Below are 18,108 nucleotides of genomic sequence, written 5' to 3' on the forward strand. Positions count from 1 at the left end.
ACGCCAGAAGCCGCTCGATGCCATCCTCAGGTATCGTTTCGGATTGATTCCAGAACGATCGCCTGCTCTTGGGCCGAGGCCAGCAATTCTTCCGCATATTCCTCAGCGGATTTCGTGTCGGTTCCGCACAGTCTGGCGTCATGGCATTTGCGATCGATGGCGTGCCGCATTGCTTTGATGAGATCCGCTCTCTCGCCCATATCGTGAAGACGTATCAGACGGGTGAGCGCCGTCTGCGCGATGAGTTCAAGAACCATCATGCGGCCTTCCACCTCGCCGAGGGAGGGAATGGCTTTAGAGGCTGCACCGCCCAGGCTGTCGCGTTTGGCTCTCAGCATTGGTTTGTTCCTTCATGGGTTTGGTTGCAGAAAGCAGTCTGCGGATATTCGCCGCCGCGGCATTGATCAGAATCAATGAGGGGAAGGATCTTCCCGACGAGACGCAGAGCGGCGTGGTGATGTGATCCGGCGATCTGTGCTTCAGGATAGTTGCGTCTTGGAGGCAGGTCTGGTCGCTATATTCGCGAACTGGCTGTATGGGCCGTCCTCCGATTTGAACGGGCCAAGGGCACGCAATGCATTCAGGATAACTCCGACATCGATGACTTCCTGAAGCAAAGCGCCGTGCAGCGGCGGTAAGTAGCCGAATGCTGCGGCGATCATGCCGGCAACTGAAAGACCAAGTCCCGCAACCACGCTCTGGCGGGCGATCGCAACGGTCCGGCGGGCGACAACCAGGGCGGCTGCCAAAGGGTCGAGCCGGTCCACGAGCAGTACGATGCTTGCCGCCTCCGAAGAGGCCGCCGCCCCGCGCGCGCCTAATGCAACACCTACGTCGGCTGCCGCAAGTGCCGGCGCATCGTTGACGCCGTCACCCACCATCATCACCGGACCAAAGCTTTTAGCCGCGATAACGGCCTCCACTTTTGAAGCCGGCGTCTGTTCGCCGAGCACCTGTTCGATGCCGAGGGTGTTGCCGACATGCGAGGCAACATCCAGGCGATCGCCGGAAGCAAGAACGATTTTCGCGATTCCGGCGCTGCGCAATCGCTGCAGAACGCTGATAGCCTCGGCGCGCACCGGATCGGCCATGATGATATTTCCCGCGACAACGCCGTCGATTGCGACTGTCACCGCCGCTTCACCGGATCGATGATGATCTTCAAGGTCTTGGGAAGTGCCCCGAAAACTTCGGCTTTTCACAAAGCGGCTACCACCGATCACGACGCGGCGTCCGTCGACCATCCCTTCAAGTCCCATTCCACCGACTTCCTCGACATTGGTCGGCGGCGAGAGCCGCAGATTGCGCTCCTGCGCTCCCGTGATCAAAGCGGCAGCCATGACGTGGCTCGATGCTTGATCCAAGGAGGCGGCAAGACGCAACAACTCGTCCTTATCGATCCAAGCGTTGCAGCCGACCGCCACGATTTGCGCCTTGCCGTGCGTGAGTGTGCCGGTCTTGTCGAGGACAGCAACCCTTACGCGGCTTAAGGCTTCAAGGGCGCCACCGTCTTTTACCAGGCAGCCTGTCGTGGCACAGCGCGATATACCCGCCATGAGCGCGACCGGTACGGCCAGGATAAGCGGGCAGGGCGTGGCGATGACGAGAACGGCAAGACCACGTCGCGGATCGTCGGACAGCAGCCAGGCCGTCAACGCTATCGCTACCGTCATGAGCAAAAATGCCAAGCCATAACGGTCCGCAAGGCGCGCCATCGGCGCCTTGCTTTTCTGTGCCGTCTCGACGAGGCGCACAACCGCGGCATATGTGCTTTCAGAGGCGGGGCGGAGTGCCCTGAGGGTAAAGACAGGACCTACCGATGCGCTGCCGCTTAGAACCTCTTCACCAGCCCGATGATCCACAGGGAGTGGCTCTCCCGTTAACGCAGACTCGTCAAGAATGGCGCGGGGAGACAGAAGAATACCATCGACGGGCAGCACCTCGCCTTGGCGGATCATGATGTGATCGCCAGCTACTATCTTCTCGATAGGAGTTGGTTCCAGCCGATCGCCAACATAACGAAATGCAGTTCGTGCCACTCGTCCCATCAGTAACGTCATCTCACGGGCAGCGCGGCCGGACGCATATCCCTCCAGCATCTGTCCACCTGCATACATCAGCGCGACGACGTTGGCTGCGAGGCTTTCGCCAAAGGAGAGGGCGAACGCCATTGACAGGGCGGCGACGATATCCAACCCGAAATCGCCGTGATGCAAGGAGCGGAAGGTCTGCAGCAACAACGCGCCCAGGATCGGCAAGGTGGCGACTGCCCAGACAAGGGAGGCAAGCGCGACGTTACCGATCAATACGAAGGTAAGGCCTGCCAAAAGCCCAGATGCCGCAATCAGCACCAACCATGATCCACTGGTTTTTCTCAGGAAAACTACCGTGCTGGTCACCCTGGAGAATGTCATGCTTGGCTCCGGTGGCTGAGTTTGTATCCGATATGACGTTGCACTCGATCGGCCGATTAGAACCGTTTCCATCGAACACACATTGATCCGCCTCAATGCGACCCGTACGAGAGATGCGAATTTTAAGAAACGTCGCGAATGGATCGCTTCTTCCGCTCCGCAATGCGATTCATGGTGTGTTCGTCAAATCTCGAGCGCATATTTAATCCGTCGCGAATAGTCGAGCGCACGTAGAACATGCGTGGCATTTCAATGCAGCTTGATGGCACTAATCCGGTGCATTTCGTGCAAATCGCCTTCCCGCGGGAGCACGTCATTTTCGATACCGTATTGGAGGAGTTCGTCACTGACATCGCGTGGATATGGATCCCATTCGCTTGTCTTCTTCTCCTGGTCAACATCCTCGTGCTGAATCGCGCTGAAGCCATTGAGCCAGGCGGCGGAGGAGGCACGGCAAATCGGGCCTTCCAGCATAGCCGCGCGACTGACGGAAACCGGGATGCCGGAGGATGTGCTGGCATTGGTGAGCGCGGTCAACGAGGCGCTTGATCGCTTGCAGGCGGGTTTTCTGTCACTTGAGCAGTTGGCCTTCTTTGGAATGGCCACCAGTTCCTTGACCTCGATCAATGCTGCCACCTTTGGCTAGTCCTATCCTTTTCCCGCTAACGGAATTTCAAGGAGACGGTCATGGACGACATTACTCTCAGACAGAATATTCTGGATGAACTGGAATTTGAGCCGAAAGTGGATGCGGCCGAAATTGGTGTGACCGCACGCGACGGCGTCATCACTCTCACCGGACATGTTGGCACATATGCGGAGAAGGACGCTGCCGAGAAAGCCGCGAGACGCGTTAAAGGCGTCCGCGCCATAGCCCAGGAAATAGACGTTCGAATCCTTGGCCCGCGGCGGACAGACGACGACGACATCGCCCGACGGGCAGTCAAGATATTGGACTGGAATATCTCCATTCCAAAGCAGATGGTGCAGATCCGCGTATGCAAGGGCGTCGTTACGCTGACCGGCGAGGTGGAATGGCAGTACCAAAAGAATGCCGCCGCCGCCGCTGTCAGGGATCTCGCCGGTGTCGTTGGCGTCTCCAATCTCATAGAGGTCGTTCCCGGCATCAGCGCCGATGACGTCAAGAAGCGCATCGAAAATGCACTGGAACGGGATGCGGAACTGGAGGCGCAGGCGATTCAGGTCGATGTCTCCGGCGGCAAGGTCACCCTGAAGGGCAAGGTCAGAACATGGTCCGAGCGGCGCGCGGCGGAACGTGCCGCATGGTCGGCACCGGGCGTCTGCGCGCTCGACGATCAGCTGGCCATAACCTGATCTGTCATCTCTGCCGATGACATAAGAGAGGATGCAAAATCATGAGCACGGATTGCACACGAACGGAAGAGGCGCTGCTTGCCGGTGCCGGATATCCACTCCCGCACCATCAGGACTGCGACTTTCGCCTCGACCGAACTGACAGCGATGAATGGGAAATTACGGTTGTGTCTTCCCGTGCTCAGGCATGGGTTCATGAAGAGTTCTGCAATCCTCTCGCCCAGTGTCTGAGTGACAGATTCAAGGTGGATGTGCTTAGCGCCGATCAGTTCCTGAAGCAGGTGCACGTCCTTGGCTTTCGAACCGAATTCATCGGCGCGGGCGGCAGGGATCTCTTTTGAAGGGGTGGAGCTATGTATAAGTCGATTGTCTGTGCGGTTGGCCTCGGCTCAAAGGAGAAAGCCGAGCATCTGGTACACATAGCTTCGCAGCTTCTCGATGCCGATGGAACCCTGCATGTCGCTCATACCGTCGAGCGCTTTCCCTCCCTTGTCCGCCAGGGGCCGGATGAGTGGGCGGTCTCCGTAATCGACGAGGCGGAGGAAAAGCTGTCGTTGCTTTGCAGGGAGCTTTCAACGCCGGCGCTTGTTCATGTCCGTACCGGCCGCGCCGCCGATACGATCCTGGCCATTGCCGCCGAAACAAAGGCCGATCTCATCATCGTGGCGGCCCATGCGACCGATATATTCGATAGGGTTTTCGGATCCACCGTCGATCACATTGTCCACCATGCAAAGTGCTCCGTTCACATTGACCGGATTCCAACTGGGCCGAAATCGTAAATCCGATCTATCCAGCACTCGGCTCAGTCGTCCGCGGTGACCGCCTGATTGTACAGGCATGGAACTGAGAATGGGTGTGGCGGCTGGTCACGGCGCTCGATATCAAGCCATGCAATTTGGTGTCAGGTCGTCCAATCAATGAAGTCGGGATGCGGGTGATGTAGAAGCCACCCTGGATGCCGTAACGGACGAGGTCGTGCGGTAACTTGTAGGGCGCTTCGTCATGGCGGCGTTCGAAACCCTTCGACAGCTTTCCGGTTTCACGTTCGATCATCAACGTCGCCAACTGCTCGTTGTCGAAATAATAATCGGCAAAGACGAGTGCGGCCTGCACAGTCATGGCCAGCGCTGCAAAGAGCGCGATGCGCAGCGTGATGATGCGGATCAGCGTTGGCGGACGAACAGATCGATCAACCATTTTGCCGCTTTTCCCGCAGCAGATAGCCAATGCCGCGTATTGTTTCGATGCTGATGGGCAAATCAAACGGGGCGAGGCGGCGGCGCAGGCGTGAGATCGCCAATTCCACGGCGTTGGTCGAGATATCGTCGCCAAATTCGGAGAGCTTGCTTTCGATCAATTGCTTGGGAGTGACCCGGCCCGCGTTGCGAATAAGCAGGCGGATACCCATGAAAGTTGTCATGCCGTGATGCCGTTACTGGCCCGTAACCTCAATTGAGGCATGTCAAAGTAGCCCTCCAAGTGCCTTGATAAACGTAGTATTCGCAACCTTTTCAGCGAAGTTTGCCTGTGCGGGTTGCCGATATTCTCGCGCCCGGGGGATCATGCGCTATGAAATGGCATACATCGCATCAGTTTCCTGCCCTGTGGCTCGTCGTGCGCTCCGGCGAGAGGTATCGGGTCATCAAGACCGTCCGGGATGCGGCAGTAACATTGATCTCGGATTGGCCGAGCGACGACGGCGAGGAATATGTCATGGCGATCAGGGCATGCCTTGATGCTCTGAACGACGTCATCCCCGCGGAAGCAGCCAGAGAGGCCCTTATCCGTGCCGCTGCGGAAGAGCGTATCCTGTATATTTCAGTCATCGGATGATGTTGGGTTCGCACGGGCATGCGCTCCCACCTCGGCTATTGATGTAGATCAAGGTCCAAAATCGCCAGAGAGCCTACCAATTGATCACGAATGCAAAGCGGACATTTTTGTTGTTCCCTTTGACTTCGGAACCGCAGATCCGTGACAAGGAGAAGAACATGCGTGTAGCTTTGCTGGCCGTCGCAATAGCCGGCGTTATCTTCGGTGCCTATGCTTACCAATCCAGCGGCTCCGACAAGTCAAAAGAACCAAGGCAGCAGTCGTCGACGAATACGGATAGCACAACCGCCAAACCTAAGCTCGGTTATCCAGATCCCTATATTCCCCCGACAAAGGGCAACGGCTTTTGAGTTATGGCGACAATCAGAGGATGAAATAATGTCGAGATGTAACCCGACCGTCGTGGTCAAACGTCGGCGCCCGCGTGCACCGCTATTGGCCTCCAGCCCATCGAAGACTTCGGGCTCTCTTGCAGCAGTCGGTTCTCCTTCGGATATGCAAAATCCGCCAACTCGCCGCGTACTGCATCTGCCTGCGGCTTCGTCCAATGTGCACGGATGAAAAATGCCGGTGGTTCTGACATCCGCGATCAGGCATGCTGTCGCTGCTCATCATTGAGTTTTCTCTCAATACCTATGCAAAGATGCTCCTGCGCGGTTGTCTCATACGTCTCAGCAAAGCTGGCCGGATGGACGATCCAGGATCACCACCGGCGCGAATGCCGTCGGCGGCACGATTGCCATTCGACGCGACAAATCGAAAGATAAAGTTTGCCGCTTTCCGCAATATCCCGACGCCGGTGGCCGAGATCGTCAGCGGAGCTTTACACATCTTCACATTTCAGGAGCGGGTCTCCAGGCAATGGGGAGGGCCTGGCAATTCACCCGCTGACGCGGTACCAATCTGGGCGGAGTTGTATATGAGGCCGTACTTAACCTGTGTCACGCGCAGATCGCGGTACCAGTTGACGAGATCGCCCCAAGGGTCGTTTATTTTTGAGAGACCAGACACGAAGGCGACGACTGTTCCGATTTCGGTCTTCCCGGTGACCACGAAATAGCCGCCCAGCGCGAAGATGCCTGCGTAACCCATTTGTGTCATCAGATTCATCATGAAATTCATCGTGAACTTGATTTTGTAAATGCTCATGTTGATCCGGAAGACATCTCCGATACGCGATGCCTGATGGCCGTCTGTGTCGATTGCGTGGCCCTTTTGGACGATGTCCTCGCTAACATTGCGCATGATGCTGATCTTTTTTCCGACGCGACGGTTGATCGCTGCCTGCATGATCGGGACGAAACCACTTTGCGGAAGGAAGATCGTGACGACGACGATCGTGATAAGTGGCTGCAGATAGACCAGATAGCCACAAACAGCCGTCAATATGCCGATCTGCAACAGAGGTTCCGAGATACTCGTGCCGACGAAGCCACCGACGGGTTCGGCTTCGGCCAGGATGATCGAGAGCTGGACACCTTCGCTGGTCATCATGGAGTCGCCTGTCTCCGATGTTCGCGATGCCTCGAATACTTGCAAACGCAGCCATCGGACGGCCGCTTCTCCGATCCAACTGCTGTAGATTTTCAGTACGAGTTTCACGGCTCCCTCGGTCACGGCCAAAAGGACGTATATCAACACCAGAAAGGCGATCGTTCGATAGGAGCCGTTCTCCGTTGCCGCATTCACGATCCGTCGCTGTACCTCCAGCGGAATGGTTCCCGCTGTAAAGAGCACGATGGATAGGATCGCGGTGGCCAGCTGATGCCATCCCGATGCCCGAAAAACGAAACCATATAGCGTTCGAGGAAGCATGATTTCCTTTGGGACCGGGCGCGATAGAGCAGCCTTCGGATGGCGAAATGTTTTCAGGATGGTCATCGCGTTGCCGACTTCTCAAGCGGCGTCTGTCGCCCGGTGCCGGTAATCGGCTTCACCCATAAAATGCCGATGATCGTGGCGATCATGACGATCAATATGATCAGCAATAGCTTTTGCACCGATGCCCTCCTGACGTGTCACACAAGTCGCCACGCCCTTGGACGTTTTCACGTTTTTGCTGCGCGCGCGTTGATTCGGGTCAAGGCCGAACCACCATTTGTGTGGAAGGAGAAGGGTGGTAAATAACACCGCTCGCCGAAGTGGTTCAGTTGGCGGAAAAGGTTGCTTGAAACGCAGATGGACGTGCCGTTTCCCGGCTTTTTCTTCCGACATTTAGCTTCGAAACGAGCCCCAATTTGGATGGGTTTCAGCCATGAAAGCTATGGTTCTTCAACAAATCGGGAAACCGCTCATATTTGTCGAACGTGATGATCCAAAGCCCGGCCCAGGCGAGCTGAGGATCAAGGTCGAGGCCTGTGCCGTCTGTCGAACTGATCTTCACGTCGTGGACGGTGATCTCGACAATCCAAAGCTCCCGCTCGTGCCGGGTCATGAGATCGTGGGTATTGTCGATGCCGTAGGCCCCGGGATCGAAATCGCCAGGCTCGGTCGCCGCGTCGGCGTCCCCTGGCTCGGTCATGCATGCGGAACATGTTCTTTCTGTCAAATGAAGGCTGAAAACCTATGTGACAGGCCGCAATTCACCGGCTACACGCGTGACGGCGGTTTCGCGACGCATGTTGTGGCCGACGCAGCCTTTGCATTCGATCTCGATGCGGACGCCGATCCAATATCCCTCGCGCCTCTTTTGTGTGCCGGATTGATTGGCTGGCGTTCGCTCGGGAAGGCCGGCGACGGCCAGCGCATCGGTCTTTTCGGCTTCGGAGCCGCCGCGCACATCCTGACCCAGATCTGCATCTGGCAAGGGCGCGACGTTTATGCGTTCACGCGCAGCGGCGACCGTGCGGCGCAGAAGTTTGCGCTGGAGCTTGGCGCGGTATGGGCCGGTTCGTCGGAAGAAAGCGCACCGGTTCCGCTCGACGCAGCCATCATCTTTGCACCGTCTGGCGATCTTGTGCCGATTGCGCTCAAGGCGGTTCGCAAGGGCGGATTGGTTGTGTGCGGCGGAATTCACATGAGCGACATACCGGCGATGCCTTACGCCGTTCTATGGGGGGAACGCGAGCTTGTCTCAGTGGCCAATTTGACACGTGCGGACGCAGCTGAGTTTTTCCCGATTGCCCGGATCGCCGGCGTGCGAACCCACACCACCGTCTATCCGCTCGCGAGGGCCAATGAGGCGCTCGCCGACCTGCGCGCCGGGCGTCTCGTCGGCGCAGCGGTATTGGTGCCCGAGGCAAGTTAGCTCGATATAAGCTGCCCTTGCCAATATTGCCGGCGCAGTCATCGCGGACGAAAATAGAAGCGTTTCACCAGCTCGAGCGCAGCCGCGTAAATCGCCGAGATTACGATCAGACCTCCCATCAACGGCGCGGGGAGCGGCGTGAAATCGAATATGCTCGCAGCCATTGGAATGTAAGGCAGGACAAGCGCAATGAGTATAATGACTACGGTCGAGCATAGGAGCAAAGGACCCGGCTTGTCTTTCCATGCCGTCATGGTCGTACGAACGATCAGCATGGTCGCAAGCTGTGTAATGAGCGACTCCACAAACCAAGCCGTGCGGAACTGGTTCGTTGATACATGCACGACGAAAAGCAGAAATCCGAATGTCGCGAAATCGAAAAGCGAACTGATCGGACCGAAGAAGATCATAAAGCGTTGGATGCTGCGGATGTCCCAGCGCCTTGGGTGCTGCACTTGCTGTCGATCAACCCGATCCGTGGCAATGGCCATGGCTGGAATGTCGGCAAGGAGGTTGTTAAGCAGAATTTGCTTGGCGAGCAGCGGTAGGAAGGGGAGGAACAGAGAGGCGATCGCCATGCTGATCATATTGCCGAAGTTCGCGCTGGTTGCGATCGATATGTATTTCATGGTGTTGGCGAAGGTTCGCCGACCGTCGTCTACACCGCGATTCAGCACATTGAGGTCCTGCTGCAACAGGACGAGATCCGCAGCCTCCCGGGCGACATCGACCGCACCCTCGACAGAAATGCCGACATCGGCCTCATGAAGGGCTGGAGCGTCATTGATGCCGTCACCCATATAGCCGACGACATGGCCGGAACGCCGCAGCGCTTTGATAATGAGCTCTTTTTGGTTGGGATCGATCTCGACAAACAGATCTGTCTTTGGCGCACGGGCAAACAGGGCATCACTGCTCATCGACGCCAGCTCCGCGCCGGTCAAAATTTGTTTCGTTTTCAGCCCGATCGTGTCAGCCAGATGTTTGACGACGTAGCGGTTGTCGCCGGATATGATCTTGATGCCGATGCCGCGATGTCTCAGCCCCGCCAGTGCGTTCTTGATGCCTGCCTTCGGCGGATCAAGAAACAATAGAAAGCCCTCGAGGCATAGCTCGCACTCGTCGTCCGTGTCATAAGATCTCTCGTCCTGGGTGAAACGCCTGGTGGCGATTGCGATTGCTCGAATGCCGTCCTCGCCCCATTTGCGATAACGCGCGTCGATGTCCGCACGCCACCGGTCATCAAGGGGCGCGATAGCATTGCCCGTCCTGACAGAGGTACAGACGGAAAGGATGTTGGCGACCGCGCCCTTGCAGACCATCATCGTACCTTGACCGACCTCACCAACGATGACCGACAACCGCTTGCGCATGAAATCGTATGGAATCTCGTCTTTCTTCACGAAGCCTTTCAGATCCGCGTCAGTCTCGCCGGATGCCAGTATGGCATCGTCGAGCGGGTTTTTGAGTCCGGCCTGCAACGAAGCATTCAAAACGGCGAGCAAGCGGACCCGTTGCGAGTGCATGCCGCCCGGATCGACGCAATCGTCGAGTTTTATAATGCCTTCCGTCAGTGTGCCGGTCTTGTCGGTACATAGAAGATTCATGCTGCCGAGATTTTCAATCGCGTCCAGCCGGCGAATTATGACGCCGCCAGCGGCCATGGCGTGGGCGCCGCGGGCGAGCGTCATACTGATAATCGCCGGCAAGAGCTCTGGAGTGAGCCCGACCGCCAGCGCCAGAGAAAATAGCAACGAGTCGATCAACGGCCGATGCAGCAGCAAGTTGGCAACAAAGACCGTAATGACGATCATCAACATGATCCGTGTCATCAGATAACCGAAGCGCCGTATGCCTCGCGAAAAATCCGTTTCGGGTATCTGTCTCGCGACTGCGCCGGCGATGGTCGCATATTCGGTGCGTGCACCCGTATCGACGGCGATAACAGTTGCCGTGCCGCTGCGAACGGATGTGCCCGTGAAGACGCAATTGGTCCTGGCGGCGATCGGGGCGTCGGGAGGACAGACGCCCGCCATCTTGCCAACCGGGAAGGTCTCGCCCGTCAGAGCGGCCTCACTGACGTTCAAGTCACGTGACGAAAGGATCATGCCATCGGCCGGCACAAGACTGCCGGCAGCAAGCTTGACGATATCCCCTGGGACGACGGTGCTTGCGGGGACAAGGGATTCCATCCCGCCCCTTACGACCGTCGCCGATAATGAAATGCTTTTCTTCAGCGCCTCCAGCGCCTTGGTTGCCCCGTATTCCTGAGAAAAGCCAAGCAAGCAACTCGCGAGGACAATGAGGCTTATGATGATGGCATCATGCATCTCCCCGACCAGCGAAGATACCGTCGCGGCAAAGATAAGAATGAGAACGAGGGGATTCAGAAATTGCCGCACCAAAATATGAAGTGCATTCGTGTGCGTCATCGCCACGACCGTGTTCGGACCGTAGCTTTTTAACCGCGAAATTGCCTCTTGAGGCGAAAGGCCTTTTGTCCGCGAGCCGAGATCATGCAGCAGAACGTCCCCGCTCTTCGACCAAAAAGGCGACGGCGACACCGTCGTATCTCGGTTTGAGGAAGCCGGTCTTTTAGGCGGAGCGTTCTTGGTGGTTTCGTCAATTTCAATAGCCATCGGCGGTCACCTCTGATGGCTTAATAGTCATTGCATACGGCGCGCGCCTTGACCTTTGTCAACAGGCGATCATCGGCCGGCAATCCGCCCGCTGAAGCCGTCATGCCGTGATTATCTACTGAGATGCGCCACCGCTGCGACGGTATGAGAAACGCGCTGATCGAAATGTAAAGATTGGCCTGAGCCGGAACGATAGATATCCGGCATCCGAAGTTCGGGGGCGGGGAGTAAACGTTGATATCAATCTTCCGCTGCTTGATCAGTGAGCAACAAGAACGGGCATTTCAAGATCGACCAGCAGTGATCGAGTGACCCCTCCAAGGGCAAATTCGCGAATTCGGGAGTGCCCGTAGGCTCCGGCGACAATCAGATCTGCGTGCAAGGCTCTCGCCGTCGATTGGATAGCGACGGCTACCTCTTCGCCATTTGCGCCGGCCACGATAATCTCCACATCCAAGCCGCTGTTGCGTAGCACCTCCGCGTATCGGGCCCGGCTCCTCTCATTCATTGAGCCATCATCGGTGATCGATATCAAAATGATCTTCGACGCGCCTTCCAGGAATAATCTGGCGCCTGTCAATGCTGTCGACAGCGGCGCGCTTCCATCCCATGCGATTGCCACCGTGTCGATCCGCCCGCACACGTGGTTCGCAGGGAACAGGACCAGAGGTCGGCCGCTTTCGAACAGAAGCTTCTCAAGCAATGGCATCATGGTCTCGGACGCCTCGATAATTGACAGGTCATAAGCACGCGAGATTTCTACCAGAGTCTCACGGATTTGCGGCTCTGATGCTTCGAATGCCTGAATAACGGCGCGTATGCCCGCGCCGTGGGCGTAGTCGCAGAATGCTTCGCTCAATGTGACACCGCTGTCGCGGCTGAAGCGTTTTGCCTCCGAGCCCAATCTTTCGATGTCGTCGACCCATGGGGACGATTGACCGACGAGCGGCATCTTGATCTGCGGGAGGCTGGCGATGAGATCCGCTTTTTGATGTCGCGCCAAGTCGATCGCGTTTTGAACGACGGAAAGCGAACTGGCTGTGGGATAGGTGATCAACGGCAGATGAAATTGCGGTTTCATGTCAGTCTCCTCCAAGGGGCGGCCGTAATGATCGCGTCGGCGCCCCGCCTTCGCCTTGATGAAGATCAAGGTGTCCGGCCCGCAGATGGCGCCGATCGATTTCATGATCGTCAAAATGACGATTCCAATCGCCTCGGACGCGCGATTGCACGTCATTTTGATGCTGATCAATGAACAGTCTCGCGACACCGTCTTTGATGACACCACGTCTTATAAAGACGGTTTGGAAAGGGGCCGAGGCAAAGTCGTCCTCCAATGGTCCCCGTAACGAAGAGGAGAAAAGATATGGCCGATATGGCAAGAAAGCTTCCTGTGAGCACGGAGAAGAAGACGGCGCCCGCTATGGAGCGCTGGGCGCCATTCGAGAGCCTGCGATCGGAAATTGATCGCGTCTTCAATGACTTTACTCCGGGTTTCTTCGACCGGACGTTTGCTCGTTTCCCGAATGCCTTCACGCGCGGCGTGCCGGCTGCTGACTTCATCGAGTCCGACAAGACCTATGAGCTCACAGTTGAGCTTCCGGGGATCGACGCGAAGGAGCTGGATCTGACGCTCGCGAACGGTATCCTGACGGTCAAAGGCGAAAAGCACGAACGCAAGGAGGAAAAGGAGAAGGAATACTATCTCAGCGAACGACGCTATGGGTCGTTCCAGCGCAGTCTCCAACTTCCCAACGGTGTCGATGCAGACAGTATCAACGCGTCCTTCGAAAATGGCGTATTGAAGGTCGTTTTACCGAAGACAGCCAATGCTCACAAGAACGACCGGAAAATTGCAATCAAGGCAGGCTAGCCCACAAACGCTCTACACTTGTCCGTCGCGGCTCAGCTGTAGGTTGCCAAGGGGGCCGGCGGCAGAAGAAGGGAGGGGCTCACCCCTCCCTTTGGCGTCAGCCGACATGGAGATGATTTTCAACAATGGCGACGCCGGGGACGGACCATGCGGCTTGCTCTGCCGCATGACGCTCGCTCCAGGCATGAACGTCGCCTTCAAGAACGACTTTGCTGTCGGCGACGCGAACTCTGATTCCGTCCGCCTCGATCTCAGCGTTCCGCCGTAGCGCCTGCTCGATCCGTTCCTTGATATCCGATGCGCCGACAAGTTGGCGGATGGTTAGGATATTCGTCACGCCAACAACGCCGCCAAGCTTTTTGACGGCATTTTCCGCCGCCATGCGCTGGAAGTGCCAGCGTACTTCGCCAGAGAGTGTTACCCACCCGCGCTGGACCTTGACGCCAATGGCGCCATCCGGCAACGCAGTGTCCCAGGTAATGATATCAAGTGCGCGAGCTGCGATTTCATCGTCGGCATGCCTTTTCTGCTCGGGCCAACGCACATCGATCTCATCGGCAATCGCCCGGACGCCTTTCACCCGCCGAGTAACTGCCTCCGCCGCCATTTTCTCGGCACAGCTCTTCACATGGCCAGATAGTGTCGCGACGCCATTCTGCACCGAAACGCCGATCGCGGCGGCGTCAATGCTAGGATCAAATTCCAGTTCGTCGAGAATATCCCGACGTATCTTCAGATCACTCATGATGTCCTCCTTGAAGACAATTGATCGAGGCTCGCGCCTCAAATCAAATCTCGTCAATCCGGCGTCCAGTGTCATTGCGTTGGGTCAAAGACGAAACCGTGTCTTGGCGAGCTCCGTCGGGTCGGTCGGGACCGGTGGGTAGACCCGGGGTCGTCTGGAACTGGGTCCCCTGGTGCGCGGATTCAGGGGCTATCAAGTTTCGTCTTCAGTCGATGGCTGACTGGCCGCGCTTGCTCTCTTATCGGGCTACCTGTTGATCATGCGACGTCTACAATGCCGGCAAGCATCAAGGAGGCATGCCAGGAAAACAGCATTGGCGCTTGCTGTCAGTGGGCAAGAAACAACGGTATGGCCGAGTCTTTCAGCATCGATCGTGTCACTCCACCGAACAGGCGTTCCTGCAAGCGTGGATGACTATAGGCTCCCATGACGATCATGTCGGCTGCGATGTCTGCTGCGTGTTGTCGCAACGTTTCATCGACCAATCGACCGCCGCTCGCAACGCAATCGACATCGACCTTGACTCCATGTCGCGTGAGGAAAGCAGCGATATCTGCGCCAGGCTCTTCGCCATTGACGGAGCGCGCAGCAAGGGGATCGACAAGCGTGACATGAACCGTTCCGGCGGCTTGCAAGAAGTCGATCGACTGGCGCGCGGCGCGCGCGGCCTCCTCGCCAGAGTCCCAGGCCAGCAAAATTGTTTTCGGCGGGAGCCGAACCATCTTGTCGCTCGGGGTGACAAGGACTGGTGTGGGCGACTGAAATAACGCCCCGTCGATCACTCTTCGCCGAAGTTCCTCGTTGCGGGCGGCCTCCGGACCGATGAGGACGAGATCGGCATAAAGAGCTCGCTCGGCTATATCATCGTCTGCCCAGGCAAATTCCGTGTAGATCTCCTGCACGTCATAGGAGGACGCGCTCCCGCTGAGCAGCGTTGTGATATCGGCCGCTTTTTCGGCCAATCTATCTATTTCACGTTGCTGCTCACCGAGCCTGATCGTGGAGAGAGCATCATATCCGGTGAGCGGAGGCGTGGCGCACATCGAAACCACCAATACGGTAAGATGGGCACCGTGCGTTTGGCAAAAGTCGACGGCGCCCTTCAGGTCATCCTTGAATTGATTGACGTCGAGGATACTCAAGACGGTTTTGATGGACATGGTCGGATCGCCTTTCCTGTTTGAAGGAAAGGACAGCAAACCTCACTTTCAACCTCATTTCCTTGATCTTCCGCAAAGCGAACCTGATCCGCCGCGCATAAGGTTGAATGCATGCGAGGGAACCAGATGACGGATTCAGTTTTACATTTCCACGGTGCGGCCGGATCGGTAACCGGCTCGTGCTTTGTCCTTGAGCACCGCGGCACCCGCACAATGGTCGATTGTGGCATGTTCCAGGGCTCCAAGACCGAGAAGGAACTAAATTACAGGCCGTTCCCATTCGATGCGTCTCTGATTGACGCCGTCATTCTGACCCATGCGCATATCGATCATTCGGGACTTATCCCGAAGCTGGTGAAAGCCGGTTTCGAAGGGCCGATCCACTGTACGCCGGCCACCTTGGATCTGTGCTCGATCATGCTGCAAGACTCCGGACATATTCAGGAATCAGAAGTCGAGCAGCTGAATCGCCGCTACCGGCATAGATCGCGCGACATGTTGCAACCCATTTACACCGCAGAAGACGCGCGCGCCGCGATGATGCAGTTTCGAGCGGTCGACTATAAAGAATGGCAGAGATTGGAGGGCGGACTTGGATTTCGGCTTTGGGACGCCGGACATCTGCTCGGTTCGGCTTCGGTCGAAATCGAGCTCGCGACCGAAAATGGCCCCATCCGCATACTGTTTTCCGGTGACGTTGGTCCGCAACACAAGCTTTTGGAGGCCCGGCCGGATGCTCCCAAGGATTTCGATTACGTCATCTGCGAAAGCACGTATGGGGATCGTGAACGAGACGAAGTTTCCGACGTTGCTCGCCGCGGGCAACTTCGCGAGATCCTTCTCAAGGCCTATCATCCCAACGGCGCTCTGCTGATTCCATCATTTGCGGTCGAACGCACACAGGAATTGGTTGCTGATATCAATGCGCTGATGGATGCTGGTGAGATATCCCGCTGTCCCATCATCATCGACTCTCCATTGGCTTCGCGCGCGACCGCAATCTTCAAGCAGCATGCGCATTCCATCCCTAACGGCGGCCTACTGATCAAAGCACTGAATGCCAAAAATGTACGCTTTACGGAAACGGCCGAGCAATCAAAAGCAATCGACCTCATTCGCGGCTTCCATATCATCATCGCTGCCAGCGGCATGTGTGAGGCCGGCCGCATTCGTCACCGTCTCAAGAACTGGCTTTGGCGCGATGAAGGCACGGTGTTGCTCGTCGGATTCCAGGCAGCCGGCACCCTCGGGAGAATTCTTGAAGACGGCGCGCGCACCGTAAAAATCCAGGGTGAGGAGATCATTGTCCGCGCGACTGTGCGATCACTGGATGCCTATAGCGGTCACGCCGACGCCAGCGAATTGAGAGCTTGGATAGGAGCCAGGGAGCCAATTCGCTCGGGGCTGTTTCTGGTTCATGGCGAGCCTGCCGCGCGCGACAGTCTGAAATCTCGTCTGTTGGTCGAGAAGCCGGAAGCGACCATTATCGTGCCATCGCTTGACGACAGCTACAGTCTGACGAAAACAGCAGCCGTACCGCTCGCACGCGGTACGCCGCCTCCGCGCCTAGCACCCCAGGATGTCGGCCATTCGGATTGGCATAATGATTATCAATCGATCGTCCTCGATCTCGAGGAGCGGTTGCGTCAAACCGCCGACCGGAAAGCGCGCGCCGTTATTCTTCGGCGCGTCAAAAGAGCTATTGAGGATGACGGGCGTTCAAGCTAGCCACAACGGAGTAAGACCATGCTGATGACGGATCGCGATTGCAGAAGGGGAGGGCAGCGATTTGCCATTCCGAGACTCGGAGAGGTCGAGGGCAAGCTCATCGCGTCGGAGATTGTCGCCTCAATTTGCCTGCATGAGCTTTCGGCCTATTCCGGCAGCAAGGGAATGCTCTCCATCAGAAATAGGATCAGACAAGCCCTTGATGCGCGCTGCACAAACGCAAGCCTTTGTCCCGAGGACACCGATGCGGCGGTAGTATATGCCTTGGAGCTACTTGATGCGGCAGCCGAAGTCGCGGGCAACCAGGCTGGTACCACCGCGAAGTCCGGTGGTTGCGAGACCGTCCGCCGATTGCGGCGCATAGCGAGCATGAAATGACAGCGCACGGCAGCAACCGGCCGGAATAAAGGCAGCGCGGCAAGCCCACGCGTTTCTCACATCGCGGTTTGCCGGTGTTCGCCTTGTTAAGCTACGCGGCGCTATTTGATTGCCGTGGGCGCTCGGGCCAGAGCGACCCAAGGGACGGATTCATCGCGAGCTTGACTTTCTTGATCGCAGGTGGGCTCAAGCGATGATCCAGCAACTTGAAGACATTCTGTGTTGCCTGCTCGACGCCTATGTCATTCAGCCTCACTGATCGCGTGCCTACGCTCGCAAGGAAAGCCATTCTATTTGAGCACGGTTGGGTGTGCTCAGGCCGCCAGTTTTCGTAGAATAATCCGCGGATCAATGGCGGCAGATGCGCTGAGAAGTCAGCCATCGCCTTCTGGCTCATTGAATCTCGAAGCGCGTGCAGGACGGAGCGCAGGCACTCATAGGCCTCATTCCGTTCACAATGGAGATATTCGGACAATTCTACGACCCATGTTTCGGCTTGGTGCGCAGAATCCGAGAAGGTCTGGGAAGGGATAAAGTTCATAATAAGCCTCCTTGATCGAGACTATCGTCACCGAATTCCCGATGATGCGCGTTGTCCTGGATCAACATCGCGGTTCTATTTGCATGGGATGTTGAGGCGACGTCTTGCCGGGCTTTGACGATCACAGAACTATCTCCCCCGAGTTGAACGGTCTCCATGGATTACTTATGAAGAGCGACCTTCGGCGTGATAGTCCCGCCACGGATCAGCGG

Annotated in this window: 20 protein-coding genes; 9 read left to right on the top strand and 11 right to left on the bottom strand. The window is 57.0% G+C overall.

What is annotated here, in order from left to right; all coding sequences use genetic code 11:
* Positions 1–26 precede the first annotated feature (26 nt).
* The 3 genes from I8E17_RS21085 to I8E17_RS21095 form a co-directional block, all read right to left on the bottom strand.
* Positions 27–338, bottom strand: a complete 312-nt coding sequence (locus I8E17_RS21085; RefSeq protein ID WP_069614724.1) for a hypothetical protein — start codon at positions 336–338, stop codon at positions 27–29.
* Between the two features lie 141 nt (positions 339–479).
* The gene (locus I8E17_RS21090) at positions 480–2,414 is read right to left on the bottom strand and encodes a heavy metal translocating P-type ATPase (protein ID WP_069614723.1); all 1,935 of its coding nucleotides are present in this window, start codon (positions 2,412–2,414) and stop codon (positions 480–482) included.
* 249 nt (positions 2,415–2,663) lie between these two features.
* On the bottom strand, positions 2,664–3,050 hold the full coding sequence (locus tag I8E17_RS21095; RefSeq protein ID WP_162751812.1) for a hypothetical protein: 387 nt from the start codon (positions 3,048–3,050) through the stop codon (positions 2,664–2,666).
* Between the two features lie 51 nt (positions 3,051–3,101).
* Between I8E17_RS21095 and I8E17_RS21100 the strand changes: the two genes are divergently transcribed.
* The 3 genes from I8E17_RS21100 to I8E17_RS21110 are packed head-to-tail and all read left to right on the top strand — an operon-like array spanning position 3,102 to position 4,531.
* A complete protein-coding gene (locus I8E17_RS21100) occupies positions 3,102–3,749 on the top strand; it encodes a BON domain-containing protein (RefSeq protein ID WP_069614721.1) in 648 nt (215 codons plus the stop codon).
* 41 nt (positions 3,750–3,790) lie between these two features.
* Complete coding sequence (locus I8E17_RS21105) at positions 3,791–4,090, top strand: hypothetical protein (RefSeq protein ID WP_069614720.1); 300 nt, start codon at positions 3,791–3,793, stop codon at positions 4,088–4,090.
* 12 nt (positions 4,091–4,102) lie between these two features.
* On the top strand, positions 4,103–4,531 hold the full coding sequence (locus I8E17_RS21110) for a universal stress protein (protein WP_069614719.1): 429 nt from the start codon (positions 4,103–4,105) through the stop codon (positions 4,529–4,531).
* A 7-nt stretch (positions 4,532–4,538) separates the two neighbouring features.
* On the opposite strand, the gene I8E17_RS21115 is transcribed toward I8E17_RS21110, so the two are convergent.
* Together I8E17_RS21115 and I8E17_RS21120 are read right to left on the bottom strand one after the other, a co-directional pair.
* Complete coding sequence (locus I8E17_RS21115) at positions 4,539–4,949, bottom strand: hypothetical protein (RefSeq protein WP_069614718.1); 411 nt, start codon at positions 4,947–4,949, stop codon at positions 4,539–4,541.
* A complete protein-coding gene (locus tag I8E17_RS21120) occupies positions 4,942–5,160 on the bottom strand; it encodes a winged helix-turn-helix domain-containing protein (RefSeq protein ID WP_229002177.1) in 219 nt (72 codons plus the stop codon). The genes I8E17_RS21115 and I8E17_RS21120 overlap by 8 nt, the downstream gene beginning before the upstream one ends.
* 161 nt (positions 5,161–5,321) lie before the next feature.
* Here I8E17_RS21120 and I8E17_RS21125 point away from each other — a divergent pair, with 161 nt between their 5' ends.
* Together I8E17_RS21125 and I8E17_RS21130 are read left to right on the top strand one after the other, a co-directional pair.
* The gene (locus I8E17_RS21125; RefSeq protein WP_069614716.1) at positions 5,322–5,585 is read left to right on the top strand and encodes a DUF982 domain-containing protein; all 264 of its coding nucleotides are present in this window, start codon (positions 5,322–5,324) and stop codon (positions 5,583–5,585) included.
* 158 nt (positions 5,586–5,743) lie between these two features.
* Positions 5,744–5,935, top strand: a complete 192-nt coding sequence (locus I8E17_RS21130) for a hypothetical protein (protein WP_069614715.1) — start codon at positions 5,744–5,746, stop codon at positions 5,933–5,935.
* A 490-nt stretch (positions 5,936–6,425) separates the two neighbouring features.
* Here the strand turns inward: I8E17_RS21130 and I8E17_RS21135 are convergent, their stop codons facing one another.
* Together I8E17_RS21135 and I8E17_RS35300 are read right to left on the bottom strand one after the other, a co-directional pair.
* A complete protein-coding gene (locus I8E17_RS21135) occupies positions 6,426–7,400 on the bottom strand; it encodes an ABC transporter transmembrane domain-containing protein (protein ID WP_069614761.1) in 975 nt (324 codons plus the stop codon).
* A gap of 62 nt (positions 7,401–7,462) precedes the next feature.
* The gene (locus tag I8E17_RS35300) at positions 7,463–7,585 is read right to left on the bottom strand and encodes a hypothetical protein (protein ID WP_257714009.1); all 123 of its coding nucleotides are present in this window, start codon (positions 7,583–7,585) and stop codon (positions 7,463–7,465) included.
* A gap of 254 nt (positions 7,586–7,839) precedes the next feature.
* Between I8E17_RS35300 and I8E17_RS21140 the strand changes: the two genes are divergently transcribed.
* A complete protein-coding gene (locus tag I8E17_RS21140; protein WP_069614714.1) occupies positions 7,840–8,832 on the top strand; it encodes a zinc-dependent alcohol dehydrogenase family protein in 993 nt (330 codons plus the stop codon).
* Between the two features lie 38 nt (positions 8,833–8,870).
* On the opposite strand, the gene mgtA is transcribed toward I8E17_RS21140, so the two are convergent.
* Both mgtA and I8E17_RS21150 read right to left on the bottom strand, forming a co-directional pair.
* Positions 8,871–11,354, bottom strand: a complete 2,484-nt coding sequence (gene mgtA, locus I8E17_RS21145; RefSeq protein ID WP_229002196.1) for a magnesium-translocating P-type ATPase — start codon at positions 11,352–11,354, stop codon at positions 8,871–8,873.
* A gap of 376 nt (positions 11,355–11,730) precedes the next feature.
* Positions 11,731–12,723 (bottom strand): universal stress protein, encoded by a 993-nt coding sequence (locus tag I8E17_RS21150; RefSeq protein ID WP_229002178.1) that lies wholly within the window; start codon positions 12,721–12,723, stop codon positions 11,731–11,733.
* A gap of 114 nt (positions 12,724–12,837) precedes the next feature.
* On the opposite strand from I8E17_RS21150, the gene I8E17_RS21155 reads away from it, so the two are divergent.
* Positions 12,838–13,344 (top strand): Hsp20/alpha crystallin family protein, encoded by a 507-nt coding sequence (locus I8E17_RS21155; protein ID WP_069614713.1) that lies wholly within the window; start codon positions 12,838–12,840, stop codon positions 13,342–13,344.
* A gap of 97 nt (positions 13,345–13,441) precedes the next feature.
* Here the strand turns inward: I8E17_RS21155 and I8E17_RS21160 are convergent, their stop codons facing one another.
* Both I8E17_RS21160 and I8E17_RS21165 read right to left on the bottom strand, forming a co-directional pair.
* Positions 13,442–14,089 (bottom strand): BON domain-containing protein, encoded by a 648-nt coding sequence (locus tag I8E17_RS21160; RefSeq protein ID WP_069614712.1) that lies wholly within the window; start codon positions 14,087–14,089, stop codon positions 13,442–13,444.
* Positions 14,090–14,415: 326 nt separating this feature from the next.
* Positions 14,416–15,249, bottom strand: coding sequence for a universal stress protein (locus tag I8E17_RS21165; protein WP_069614711.1), 834 nt, complete (start codon positions 15,247–15,249; stop codon positions 14,416–14,418).
* Between the two features lie 126 nt (positions 15,250–15,375).
* Here I8E17_RS21165 and I8E17_RS21170 point away from each other — a divergent pair, with 126 nt between their 5' ends.
* On the top strand, positions 15,376–16,977 hold the full coding sequence (locus tag I8E17_RS21170) for an MBL fold metallo-hydrolase (protein ID WP_069614710.1): 1,602 nt from the start codon (positions 15,376–15,378) through the stop codon (positions 16,975–16,977).
* 18 nt (positions 16,978–16,995) lie between these two features.
* Entirely contained in the window at positions 16,996–17,355 is a 360-nt protein-coding gene (locus I8E17_RS21175) for a hypothetical protein (RefSeq protein ID WP_069614709.1), read from the top strand.
* Positions 17,356–18,108 lie beyond the last annotated feature (753 nt).

This window comes from Rhizobium sp. AB2/73 (genome assembly GCF_020871915.1).
In the GTDB taxonomy this organism is placed as follows: domain Bacteria; phylum Pseudomonadota; class Alphaproteobacteria; order Rhizobiales; family Rhizobiaceae; genus Rhizobium; species Rhizobium dioscoreae.